The sequence below is a fragment of the Terriglobia bacterium genome (assembly GCA_020073085.1).
Lineage (GTDB): Bacteria > Acidobacteriota > Terriglobia > JAIQFV01 > JAIQFV01 > JAIQFV01.
On the sequence record JAIQFV010000009.1, the window covers coordinates 75,769 to 88,971 of the forward strand.

Sequence of the window (13,203 nt, forward strand, 5' to 3'; positions counted from 1 at the left end):
TGTCAGGGATCGGGTGTTAGGTGTCAGTTTGCCGGACTGGGGAATCCAAGAACACTTGCGACCGAAGCCAGAGGACAGAAGTCAGAAGAATCAAGAACCAATCGCTTACGTCGCTGACTCTCCACCCTGACACCTGACACCCGACACCTGGCACCTTAAGGAACATCGATGGAAACATTATTTCAAGATCTCCGGCACGGCCTTCGTTTACTGACGAAATCGCCCGGGTTCACCGTGGTCGCGGTGCTGACGCTCGCCCTGGGAATCGGCGCCAATACGGCCATTTTTAGCCTTGTCAATGCGTTCCTCCTGAAGCCCCTCGCATTCCCCCAGGAAAGTCAACTGATGGTCCTCACCGGCCAAACCCGCCAGGAGAAGCGAACCGGAATCTCCTATCCGGATTTTGAGGATTGGCGGAGGCAAAGCGGGTCTTTCTCCGCCCTTTCCACATGGATGACACAGAGTGTGAATCTGACCGGGGTGGAAGAGCCGCAGCGTGTGCGCGGCGGATTTGTCTCCGCCAATTTCTTCGATGTGTTGGGCATTAAGCCCGCGCAGGGCCGCGCCTTCCTCCCGGGAGAAGATCAGCCGGAGGGGGCGCGCGTCGTAGTGGTGAATTACGGCCTGTGGCAAACGCGCTTTGGGGCCGATCCGGGGTTTGTCGGAAAACAACTCACTCTCAATGGCGCAGTGTTTACGGTGGTGGGAATCCTCCCGCCATCCTTCGAGTTTCCGTTGGACAAGGATCGGGATGAAATCTGGATGCCCGTGTCCAGCTATCCCGACTTTTCTCGAGATCGCAGTGTCTCTAATCTCGTGGCGATCGGCCGCCTGAACCCAGCCACCACCCTTAGCCGGGCACAGGCGGAGATGAATACCATCGCGCAACGACTTGCGCAGGAGTACCCGGATATAGACGGGCAGCGCGGTGTGGTGGTCGCGCCCTTGCACGAAGTGGCTGTGGAAGAGGTGCGAACCTCCCTCCTGGTGCTGTTCGCCGCCGTGGGCTTTGTCCTGCTGATCGCGTGCGCCAATGTGTCAAACCTGATGCTTGCCCGAGCGTCCGGGAGACGGAAGGAACTAGCTCTGCGTTCCGCCCTGGGCGCCAGCCGTGGTCGATTGATCCTGCAGATGATCACGGAAAGCGCCCTGTTGTGGCTGGCAGGAGGGGCACTCGGCCTCCTGGTGGGCGATTGGGCTCTACAGGCTATTCAGGCGTCGGCGCCCTTGGCTTTTCCCCCCGGCCTTGTCCCTCGCCTGGACGGAGTGGTCTTCGGGTTTACATTGTTGGTGGCGGTCGTGACCGGATTCCTTTCGGCGCTTGCTCCCGCGCTTCAGTTCTCCCGGCCGGATTTGAACAACACCCTCAAAGAGGGTGGGAGAATCTCAGGCGAAGGATCAGGTCAAGGATGGTCGCAGAAGCTGCTCCTGGTATCGCAGGTCGCACTTTCGTTGGTGCTTCTGGCCGGCGCAGGCCTGATGCTGAAGACGGTCCTCCGGCTCTCGGACATCAGTCCGGGGTTTCGCCCGGAGGATCTTCTGACCCTGGAGTACCGTCTACCTGACACGAAATACCCCGAGCCCGCACAACAATGGAATTTCCACCGTGAGGTGGTCGACCGCGTGAGCGGGCTTTCGGGTGTGCGGTCGGCCTCGGTCTCCCTGGGAATCCCATTCAGTGGAAACATCGGCTCGGATCCGATGGTTTTGCTGGATCGCCCGGAACCTCCTCCAGGGGAAGAACCGATCGCGGAAACCAACCTGGTCGATACCCATTACTTCAAAACCATGGAAATCCCGCTCCTCGAAGGACGGTTGTTCTCCGACCAGGATCGGGCCGGAACACCTCGCGTCGCGATCATCAACCAGAACATGGCGCGGCGCTATTGGCCGGGACGTGATCCGTTGGGAAGCCAAATCCGGGTGCGCGATGAGTTGGCGCTCGTGGGGAGTGGACCGTCGACGATCATCGGCGTCGCCGGCAACGTGAAGCAGGAGGACCTGGAGGACCCGGCAAGCGCGCAAATCTATTTTGCCTTCCAACAGAACCCGTTCAAGTTCGCCACCCTGACCGTTCGGACACAGGGCGATCCCATGCTGTTTGCCAACACAGTTCGTCGGGCGGTGTGGTCAGTGGACAAGGACCAGCCCATGTGGAAGGTACGTTCCCTCGAATCGATGCTTGACCGCTCTCTTCGCGCGCGGCGGTACTTGATGTTCTTGCTCGGTATTTACGCAACCCTGGCGCTTGGGTTGGCAACGCTCGGGATTTACGGAGTACTTTCTTACGCGGTGAACCAGCGCTTCCAGGAAATCGGCGTGCGGATGGCTTTGGGGGCACAAACCGGAGATGTATTTCGTCTGGTCATTCGAGAGGGGATGCAATTGGTGCTTGCCGGCCTGGGGATCGGACTCGCCGGCGCCTTTGCTCTGACGCGATTGATGGCAGGATTGTTGTTCGGGGTGACGCCCACCGACCCATCAACGATGGCCGCCGTGTCAGCACTTCTGACGGGAGTGGCATTCCTGGGATGCTATTTGCCGGCGCGCCGGGCAACCCGCGTCGATCCGATGGCCGCACTGAGATGCGAGTAGGTGTCAGGTGCCGGGTGTCAGGTGTCGGGTGCCAGAAAACCGAATTACTCTGTTCTTTTACTTGTCTGCCGTTACCTCAAAGGACAGGCATTCCAAGAACTGTGGGACTCTTCGCCCTGGCACCTGACACCCGACACCTGATACCTTATCGAAAAAAGGAAAAATGAACATCTCGACGACAATGAATCCCAATCGCACTAAACCCAAAGCTCTGATTGCCGACGACCAGACTGATGTCCTGGAAGCACTGCGGCTTTTGTTAAAGGGGGAAGGGTTTCACACGGAAACAGTCACTTCGCCCGCAGCGGTCATGACGGCCCTTCAAGACCAGAATTTTGACATCCTCCTGATGGATCTCAACTATGCCCGCGACACGACTTCCGGACAGGAAGGATTGAACCTGCTTTCCCAGATTCGCGAACTCGATGCCACCCTTCCGGTCGTCGTGATGACCGCCTGGGGGACCATTGAGTTGGCGGTCGAAGCCATGCATCAAGGGGTTCAGGACTTTGTCCAAAAGCCCTGGGAAAACGAACGCCTGATGAGCATTCTTCGGACCCAGGTTGATCTCGGACGGTCGCGCCGCAAGCTACTTCACCTGAAAACTGCAACTAAGAGTCTGGGCGAAAAAATCCGGGAGGTCTCCGAACTCAAACCCCTCATGGAGATTGTCTCTGCACACCTTCAAAGCGCTTTGGAGAGCGAGTCCATTGTGGTCTTCACACGCGCGCCCCATGAGCCAGCCTTCACGGTGGCTTCTTCCGTAGGTTTTCCGGAGGACGATATCGGCCGCTTAAGATTTGACCTCAGCAGCCCGATCTTTGAGCTCCTCGAGGACCTGGTCCGGGTCGAAGGACAGGACTTCCCTTCCCACGAGAAATCCAAGCTGGAAGAGATGAAGGCCGCCCTCCTTGTCCCGGTTCGAATGGAAGGGACCCTCGTGGCTTTCCTTACCGTGGGATGTAAGAGAACGGGCCAGAGATACGATGAGCAGGACAGCAAGTTTTTGTCCACCATCGCAGGGCAAGTCGCCGCGGCCGTCAACCACTTGCGCTGGCAGGAGCAGGAGCGAGAGTTCAAGGAAGCCCGGGAGATCCAGCAGGGGTTGTTGCCCAAGGAGATCCCTCAGATCGCGGGATTTGAAATATCCGGGGCGTGGCAGCCCGCGCGCGCGGTGGGGGGAGATTATTATGATGTTTTCAAACTCAGCGACACGCAGATCGCCCTCTGCATCGCCGACGTGGTGGGTAAGGGAATGCCTGCGGCCTTGCTGATGTCCAATGTCCAGGCCGCTGTCAAAGCCTTTGCTTCGGAATTTGTTTCACCGAAGGAATTGTGCGCCAAGGTGAATCGCGTGATCAGCGGCAATATCGCCCCGGAGAGGTTTATCACGTCTTTTTACTGCGTCCTATATGCCCGGTCAAAGAAACTCGTATATACCAATGCGGGACACAACGCCCCGATGCTGGTGCGTCGCGACGGCTCGCTTTCCCGTCTGACCAGAGGGGGCGCGGTGCTGGGGGTGTTTCGCGATGGCCACTACCAGGAGGCGGAGGTGGAGTTGATCTCCGGCGATCGCCTCATTTTGTTCACCGATGGGGTGACCGAATTGACCAACCCGGAGGGTGACGAATTCGGAGAAGATCGGCTCATTGAACTGGTGCGTGCAAATCTTCATTTGGGCGCCGATGAGCTGCAGCAGAAGGTAATGAACGCCATCGTGGAATTCAGCGGCGGAGAATTTCAAGACGATGCCACCATGCTGGTGCTGGCGGTGGAGTGAGGAGCAGCTGTCAGTGGTCAGCAACCGGCCGTAACCGATCAGCTATCGGCTGTCAGGTATGAGTAGAGCAAAACATGTCAAAAGACTTAATCACTTCGTTGATCTGATCATCTCAATCTGATGCTATCTGAGAGTCAAATGCTGACAGCTTATTACTCGCAACCGACCACTGACCACTGGCCACTGACAACTTTCTGGAGACGATGATGGAAACATTATTCCAGGACCTTCGCTACGGCATCCGAATGCTGTTCAAGAACCCGGGGTTCGCTGCGGTGGCCGTGTTGACCCTGGCGCTCGGGATCGGCGCCAACACGGCGATCTTTTCTCTCACCGACCAGGTTCTTCTCCGTCTTCTCCCCGTCGTGCGTCCAAAGGAGCTCGTTATCCTGCGCTCGCCTGGTCCCAATCCGGGACATACCTGGACCGACGGGGATGATTCCGCCTCCTTCTCGTATCCCCTTTACAAGGACCTGCGCGGACGAAACACGGTGCTCGCCGGGCTTCTGGCGCGCTTCCCGACCGCATTGAACGTCACGGGAGGGGGACAAACAGAGCGTGCGAATGGCGAGCTGGTGTCAGGAAACTACTTTGAAGTGCTCGGGGTGCACCCGGCGCTGGGCCGCGTCCTGACTCCGGAGGACGAAGGCGCGCCGGGGGCGAATCCGGTGGTGGTGCTGAGTTACAGCTACTGGACACGCCGATTCGGAAGCGATCCCGGCATACTGAACAAACCCCTGAATGTGAATGGAACCCCGCTCACCGTGGTCGGTGTGTCCCACTCCGGCTTTACTGGAATTCAAATCGGTCAGCTGCCGGACATATTTGTCCCGATCACGATGAAAGCCCGGATGACACCCAACTGGGACGGCCTGAATGATCTCAAGGATCATTGGGTTGCGATCATCGGTCGAACGAGGGCGGGGATGACGCGGACGCAATCGGAAGCGGGTCTGTTGCCGGTTTATCGATCGATTCTTGAAACCGAGTCGTCCCAAATGGGCCTGTCCGTGGCCACGCGGGGCCGATTCCTCCAAAAGCAGATCCTGTTGGACGAAGGTTCCCACGGAAGACGCATCTTGCAACACGACGCCCAGCGGCCTCTGCTCGTCTTGATGGCGATGGTTGGACTGGTCCTGGTGATCGCCTGCGCCAACCTTGCAAACCTCCAGCTGGCGCACGGCCTGGCGCGGCAGCGCGAGGTCGCCGTGCGGGCGGCCCTGGGCGCTGGACGGCTTCGTATGGTCCGTCAACTGTTGACGGAGAGTGTGCTGCTGGCGCTCGCCGGCGGCGCCACGGGTCTGCTGGTCGCTTCATGGATGCTTGAAGTGCTCCTCGGGGCCCTTCCGGGGAGCGTGGGGGCGGTCGGGCTTGTGGCACGACTTGACATCCGAGTCATATCGTTTGCGCTGGCGCTCACCGGGTTAACGTCCATTCTGTTCGGTCTGATCCCTGCCCTGCGGGCGACACGAGTCGATTTGCAGACCACCCTCAAAGGACAAGGAGAGAGCATTTCCAGCAGCTTGTCCCACGTGCGCTTGAGGAAGGGATTGATCGTTTCGCAAGTGGCGCTCACCGCCGTGCTGCTCGTCATCGCCGGACTGTTTACCCGAAGCCTTGAAAACCTGAAACGGTTGTCTCCGGGCGTGCGCATCGACCACGTCATCCAATTTTCCATCGCGCCCGAACTCAACGGCTATTCTCCCACGCAGTCTCTGGCTCTATTGGATCGCATCCGGCAAGGCATCACCCCTCTGCCCGGGGTGCGCTCGGCCAGCGCAGCGGAGATCCCCGTGTTCGATAACAGCGATGCGGGGTCCAACATCACGGTGCCCGGGTATGCGCCCCATGAAGAGGAGAACATGCATGTCTTAAAGAACGGCGTGGGTCCCGATTACCTCGCGACGATGGGCACCCCTCTGATTGCAGGCCGTGAGTTCAATGAAAGCGACACGGTAGACGCCCCCAAGGTCGCCATTATTAACGAGACGATGGCTCATCGGTTCTTTGCCGGCCGCAATCCCGTCGGCAGCCGGTTCGCCTTTGGGGCCGGCCGCAACATCCCTCCGGAGATCGAGATTGTCGGCCTGGTGAAAGACAGCAAGCACAACAACCTGCGGGATGAAATCCATCCGTTTGTGTATCTTCCCTATAAGCAGGACACGAAGTTGGGACAACTCACGTTCTATGTGCGGACGGCACAGGAGCCGACGACAATGATGACAACCCTGCGCGGCGCCGTTGAACGCCTCGAACCGAATCTGCCGCTGTACAGCCTCAAGACACTTCAAGACCAGGTCGACGAGTCGATCTTCAGCGAGCGGCTGTTAACATTTCTTTCTTTGTGCTTTGGGGTTCTGGCCGCTCTGCTGGCGGCCGTGGGATTGTATGGGGTCATGACCTACGCGGTAACGCGGCGTACCCGCGAGATCGGCATGCGCGTCGCACTCGGCGCCACTCGCGAAAATGTGGCTTGGTTGATCTTGCATGAGGTGGGGCGCATGGCGGTCGTGGGACTTGCCGCCGGCCTGGCCGTGGCGTTTGCCGTCGGCCGGTTCATCGAGTCGCAGTTGTTTGGCATCCACGCCAGCGACCCTCTGGTCTTCATCTCCGCGACAGTGCTGCTCGCGGCCGTGGCCTTGCTGGCCGGCTATGTGCCCGCACACCGGGCCACAAGGGTCGATCCCATTGTGGCCTTGAGATGCGAGTAGGTGTCGGGTGTCGGCAAGCAGCCGTCAGCATTCAGCTATCAGCCATCAGGTGAAATTGGATTCATATGATTGGACTCAACGAGCTGTTCTCGTCTTTTGACATCTTTCACTCTAATCATAGCTGCCTGCTGATAGCTGATCGCTAACGGCTAATCACTGACAACTGAGAACTGACAACTGCTTGCTGACACCTGGCACCCGACACCTTCTGGAGGTTAAGATGGAAACCATATTCCAGGATCTTCGCTACGGCTTCCGGATGCTGCTGAAGAATCCCGGCTTCACCGCTGTGGGCATTTTGACGCTGGCGCTTGGGATTGGCGCCAACACGGCAATCTTCAGTGTCGCGGATGCATTCCTGCTGAAGCCGCTTTCGATCCCCAACGAAAATCGCCTGGTGGTCGCTCTTGAAGTGGGGCCGAATCAGAGAGGCGATGATACCTCCAGTGTCTCTCCTGCCAACTTTGAGGACTGGAAGAGGCAGGCCAAAGCCTACGAAGCCATGGCCGCTTATGATTGGGCGAATGTCAATCTGACCGGTCAGGGGGAGCCCGAGAAGGTCCAGGGATTCGAAGTCACCTCAAATTTCTTCGGGGTCGTGGGTATCCAGCCCACTCTGGGCCGGGTTTTCCTTCCCGAGGAGGAAAACCGCGGACATGAACAGGTGGTGATTCTCAGTCATGGCCTGTGGCAACGCCGGTATGCTTCAGACGCCAACATTGTTGGTAAGAACGTGACGGTTGACGGAAGCACCTTTGAGGTCGTCGGAGTCATGCCCGCGGGGTTCAACTTCCCCACCACCGCGGAGTTGTGGATGCCGCTCGCACTGGACTCAGCGGCCCGCAGCGTTCGAAACTCACACTACCTGTTTGCCCTAGGTCTGCTCAAACCCGGGATGTCCACCTCCTCCGCACGAGCCGAATTGAAGACGCTTGCAGCGCAGTTGGCCCAGGCTTACCCGACCACCAACAAGGGTTGGTCAGTTCGTGTCACGTCCATGCGGGATTTTGTGACCCAGGACTTAACGCGCCAGTACACCCTGATGTCCGTGGTGGCAGTCGCCTTTGTGCTCCTGATCGCCTGTGCCAACGTCGCCAATCTCCAGTTCGCCCGGGCCACGAGCCGCCAGAGAGAGATGGCCGTGCGGGTGTCCCTGGGCGCAGGCCGCTGGCGGATCATGCGGCAGCTCTTGACAGAAAGCATTGCGGTGTCCTTGCTGGGAGCGGCACTCAGCTTGCTTTGGGCCCAATGGGCCATCGAACTTATCCTGGCACACATGCCTCCGGAGACCGCCAAATTTATCCCCGCCTGGAATCATATCCGCCTGGATTACCGGGCCTTCTTATACACTTTGACCCTGGCCCTGCTGACCGGGATCCTCTCCGGGTTGATCCCTGCTTTTCAGAGCTCAAAGCCGGACCTGAACGAAGCCCTAAAGGAAGGCGGGCGCAGTGCATCGGCCGGCCAATCGAAACATCGTCTGCGAAGTTTCCTGGTCATGGCTGAAGTGGCGTTGGCCCTGATTCTGTTGGTGGGATCCGGATTGATGGTGAAGAGCTTTAGAGCCCTGCTGAATCTGAACCAGGGACTTGACCCGAACAATGTCCTCACCCTCCGCGTCAATCTCCCCCCGGGCAAGTACAAGACGCCGCCGCAAAGGGCGGCCTTCTATGACCAGGTGCTGCAGAATCTGAAAATGATCCCCGGATTCGAAGCTGCTGCCACTGCAACCAATATCCCCTATGGGGATTATGGGAGCAACGCGCTCATCAGCGTGGAGGGCAAGCCCTCAGTGAATTCCTCGGACCTCCGCTCGGCCACGAACCAGGTCATTAGCCCCGACTATTTTCGAATGATGCACATTCCGCTGCGAGCAGGGCGCGAGCTCACCGGCCAGGACGGGAAAGATTCTCCACCCGTGGCGGTGGTGAGCGAGTTGCTGGCGCGCCGGAACTGGCCCAATCAAGACCCGATCGGCAAACGAGTGAAGTTGGGGCTCGAAAACAGCAGCTACCCCTGGATGACCGTGGTGGGCGTGGTCGGCGACGTCAAATATGACTGGAGCGAGCGGGATCCGAAACCCGCCCTCTATCATCCATTTCAACAAGCTCCCTCGCTGAACTCTTACGTGGCGATCCGCTCCCAGGGTGATCCCAGGCAGTTCATCTCGGCGGTGCGAGACGCGATTGCCCGGGTCGATCCCCAACAACCCCTCTCCGACATTAAAACGTTGGACAAGGTGATCTCAGATTCCACGGTCGGCATTGCCTATGTTGCCGTCATCATGAGCGTCCTGGCAGTCATCGCGTTGATTCTTTCGACCGTGGGCGTCTTCGGGGTGGTGTCTTATCAGGTGACGGAGCGAATCCATGAAATCGGAATCCGCATGGCCCTCGGCGCCAACCCGCGCGATGTGCTGGGGATGGTTGTTGCCCGCGGAGCCTGGTTAACATTCGTCGGCTTGGGAGTTGGACTCGTTCTCTCGATCGGCCTGGCGCGCCTGTTGGCCAGCCTGATCTTTGGAATCGAGGCGATGGATTGGCTCACCTTCGGAAGTGTTTCTGTGACACTCGCCCTGGCCGCCCTGCTGGCCAGTTATCTCCCCGCTCGGCGCGCCACCCGGGTGGATCCGGTGGTCGCGCTGCGGCATGAATGACAGTTGCCAGCAAGCAGTTGCCAGTTGTCAGTTCTCAGTTCTCAGTTGACAATCGCAAGAGGTTAGTGCTCAGCTATCAGTTTTCTGCAATCAGCGATCAGCCTTCAGCTGAAATAGGATTCAATGGACCGGGAGTAATGAAACATTCGAATCTCTTGATATGTTTGACCTCAATCATAGCTGACTGCTGAGAGCTGATCGCTGACGGCTGGTTGCTGGCAACTGACAACTGGCAACTATCTTTCAGATCGGAGATTCCTCGATGCCATCCTCTCGCGAGATCGGATATGCTCTGTTGCGAGTGACCTTGGGTGTCCTGTTTGCGACCTACGGGATCGGAAAATTCCGGATGGGGGTCGGCAACTTTGCCGGCATGATGGAAAAAGAGTTCACCGGGAAACTCCCGATGGTCATGGTCTCGCCGTTCGGTTATCTAGTACCGTTCGCTGAACTGCTGGTCGGTGTCCTGCTGACCTTCGGGCTTTTCACCCTTCTCGCGCTCACCCTGGCCGGGCTGCTCATGATTGCACTGACCTTCGGGATGGCCCTCTTGGGGCAGGCTCCCGTTGTCGCGCAAAACCTCACTTACGTCCTGGCGATTTTTGTTCTTTTGTGGACCGCGGAAAATAATGGATATTCATTGGATCGACTGCGGCAGGGTAGGTAACACTTGTCAGTTGTCAGTTGCCAGAAATAAGTTGCCAGGTCTCACTTGCCATCAAGGAGCTGTCAGCGATCGGCCATCAGCAGTCAGCTATGATTAGAGTGAGACACATCAAACAATATGAGGACTTCATTGATTCCAGTCACTTGAATCCGATTCCAGCTTATGGCTGATAGCTGAATGCTGACAGCTCTTTACTGGCAACTGACAACTGAGAACTGACAACTGTATTTCCAACTTCACCCCCGGGGGAATGATGATCAAACTCGTTGATTTGGAGAAGTTCTACGCTCATGGTGTTTCAAAGACCTTTGTGCTGCGGCGCGTGAGTTTTGATGTCCAGGAGGGAGAGTTCGTATCGATTATGGGCCCGTCGGGTGCAGGCAAATCCACGGTGCTCCATATCCTGGGGATGTACGACAGCGACTGGAGCGGCGAGTTCTATTTCCTCGACCAGCCGATTCACAAACTCGACAGGAAGAAACGGGCGGAATTCAACAAGAAGTATGTCGGCTTCGTTTTTCAAAGCTACCACCTGCTGGACAACCTGACGGTCTATGAAAACCTCGAGATCCCCCTCTCGTACCGGGACGTCAAGAAGAGTCAGCGAGAGAGCATTGTGTGCGATGTCCTGGATCGATTTCAAATTGTGGGCAAGAAGGATCTCTTTCCAAACCAGCTCTCCGGGGGACAGCAGCAGTTGGTGGCCGTCGCCCGAGCCGTGATCGCCAACCCCAAAGTCATTCTCGCCGACGAACCCACGGGGAACCTGCACTCCAGCCAGGGCGAGGAGATCATGGAGCTCTTCAAGAAGCTGAACGCCGAGGGGGCCACCATCATACAGGTCACTCATTCCGACAAGAATGCTTCTTACGGCAGCCGCATCATCAAGCTCCGCGACGGATGGGTCGTGAATGATTAGCGTTCCTGCCCCGGGTGCCACAGGCATCATGCTTGGGTGCCGCAGGCATCGTGCTCTTTACGATGCCTGCGCCAGGTTCCCGATAAGAACACTGGCTGTTCCCGCAACGTCCCTGAAACGACAGATGGGGTGCCGCAGGTATCGTGTTCTTTACGATGCCTGCGCCAGGTTCCCGATGAGATCACGGGCTGTTCCCGCAACGTCCCTGAAACGACAGATGGGTGCCGCAAGTATCGTGCTCTTTACGATGCCTGCGCCAGGTTCCCGATGAGATCACGGGCCGTTCCCGCAACGTCCCTGAAACGACAGATGGGTGCCGCAGGCATCATGCTCTTTACGATGCCTGCGCCAGGTTCCCGATGAGATCACTGGCTGTTCCCGCAACGTCCCTGAAACGACAGATGGGGTGCCGCGGGCATCGTGCTCTTTACGATGCCTGCGCTGGAACCCTGTTCTAGCACGCCCTGATGGCCTCGCCCCGATCCATCGGGGCGGGGGCCTTTACGAGCGGATCGAAGAGATTGAGCTCTGAGCCTCAGCAGTCTTTTCATTCTTCAAATGTCTTGATGTTCGGACCCTGCCGGTTTTATGCTCCCGGCATGCAATTCTTCAAATACTCTTTTATTCTCTCCTTGTCCTCAATTTCCTGATCCCCTTTGAAATACATCTCGATAAACTCGACTTTTAAGATTTCCCGGTAAAACGCGTAAATCACTCTGAGACCGCTCTTTGAACCGCGCCCTTTTAATGCTCTGCAGGCAAATTTCTTCAGCTTGTAAATCTCAACTGCCTCAGTGCCGAATCCTTGGACTCGAAAGACACTTTGGTTGTCAATGTCCTTGAGATGGTAAAGCTCGATGGCGTCCCGCTTCGCGGTCTGCAAGTCAGACTCGAGGGTTCTGAATCTCTTGAGTAATTTCCTGAAGTCCTTTGTGAAGGAAGCCGTCTCGCAGTAGTCAATCCTCGTCGGAGGTTCCATAGTCACGGACTGAAGTGTCAGCAGTTCGATAAAATACCGACTCGTAATCCAACTTTTTTCCTGATTGGGCGCTAATCCAGGGGACATCTTTGTGGGAGAGATCAGAGAGAGCCGTGGCTGTCAGATCCGAAAGGCGCCGCATTTCCCAGTCAATATGCTCCTTTTCCTGGCCGTTTAGAATACTCAAATCGGGCACTGTCGCCGGATTGACCAGGTACTTTGTCTGGGGGTATTGATAAAATTTACTCTTGACCGGTTCCACATCGCCTTTCTTCACGAGTTCGTCAATCAGCTTATCAAAGAGAAGCGGCGTAGGGCCATGTTGGTTCTTCAGGTAGACCAAACCCATTAATTGCTCTTCATGTTTCTCGTAATAATCAAAATCAATGAAATAGAGCAGCTTGTACAGGGCGGTCATACCAATGTTCGGCTTGCCACCGACTTCTTTGAGGATATAGAGCAGGACCTGCTTGAATTTGTCCATCCTCTCCTGCGGGACACTGATTCTGAACTCTTCTCTTCGCTTTCTTGGCTGAATCTTACCTTTCTCAACTCTTACGGTGACATGAGGTTCCTCTTCCCGTATGAAACTTTCAAATGGGATGCCAAAAACCTCCGCCAGTTTCCTTGCCTCCGACAGATTCAACTCCCGCTTACCTTGCTCAATCTGGACATATGTCGGTCGCGACATTCTGACTTCTGACGCCAAATATTCCTGCGTCAGCTTGCGCTTCTCACGCAATTTTCGAATAAATTCTGAGAGCATAATTGTTCACCTGCCTACTATCTGAAGTCCCACGCCAGCTCCGTCTAATTCTCAACTGTTGCAATTATATTCTGTGTCAATATATTTATCAATTATAATGTAAAGAATACGGACAGTCGATCTTGCC

Annotated in this window: 8 protein-coding genes; 6 read left to right on the forward strand and 2 right to left on the reverse strand. The window is 56.8% G+C overall.

What is annotated here, in order from left to right:
• Positions 1 to 168: 168 nt before the first annotated feature.
• The 6 genes from LAO21_11175 to LAO21_11200 all read left to right on the forward strand — a co-directional run bounded on the left by LAO21_11175 (position 169) and on the right by LAO21_11200 (position 11,331).
• Entirely contained in the window at positions 169 to 2,595 is a 2,427-nt protein-coding gene (locus LAO21_11175) for an ABC transporter permease (protein ID MBZ5553273.1), read from the forward strand.
• Positions 2,596 to 2,758: 163 nt separating this feature from the next.
• Positions 2,759 to 4,378, forward strand: coding sequence for a SpoIIE family protein phosphatase (locus tag LAO21_11180; GenBank protein ID MBZ5553274.1), 1,620 nt, complete (start codon positions 2,759 to 2,761; stop codon positions 4,376 to 4,378).
• Positions 4,379 to 4,584: 206 nt separating this feature from the next.
• Positions 4,585 to 7,089 carry an ABC transporter permease gene (locus LAO21_11185; GenBank protein ID MBZ5553275.1) on the forward strand — a complete coding sequence of 835 codons (2,505 nt, stop codon included), beginning with the start codon at positions 4,585 to 4,587 and terminating at the stop codon, positions 7,087 to 7,089.
• Between the two features lie 220 nt (positions 7,090 to 7,309).
• Positions 7,310 to 9,745, forward strand: a complete 2,436-nt coding sequence (locus tag LAO21_11190; GenBank protein ID MBZ5553276.1) for an ABC transporter permease — start codon at positions 7,310 to 7,312, stop codon at positions 9,743 to 9,745.
• A 262-nt stretch (positions 9,746 to 10,007) separates the two neighbouring features.
• A complete protein-coding gene (locus LAO21_11195) occupies positions 10,008 to 10,412 on the forward strand; it encodes a DoxX family membrane protein (protein ID MBZ5553277.1) in 405 nt (134 codons plus the stop codon).
• Between the two features lie 253 nt (positions 10,413 to 10,665).
• Positions 10,666 to 11,331, forward strand: coding sequence for an ABC transporter ATP-binding protein (locus LAO21_11200; protein MBZ5553278.1), 666 nt, complete (start codon positions 10,666 to 10,668; stop codon positions 11,329 to 11,331).
• Between the two features lie 586 nt (positions 11,332 to 11,917).
• Here the strand turns inward: LAO21_11200 and LAO21_11205 are convergent.
• Both LAO21_11205 and LAO21_11210 read right to left on the reverse strand, forming a co-directional pair.
• The gene (locus LAO21_11205; protein MBZ5553279.1) at positions 11,918 to 12,310 is read right to left on the reverse strand and encodes a hypothetical protein; all 393 of its coding nucleotides are present in this window, start codon (positions 12,308 to 12,310) and stop codon (positions 11,918 to 11,920) included.
• A complete protein-coding gene (locus tag LAO21_11210) occupies positions 12,288 to 13,076 on the reverse strand; it encodes a DUF4065 domain-containing protein (protein MBZ5553280.1) in 789 nt (262 codons plus the stop codon). The genes LAO21_11205 and LAO21_11210 overlap by 23 nt, the downstream gene beginning before the upstream one ends.
• Between the last annotated feature and the right edge of the window lie 127 nt (positions 13,077 to 13,203).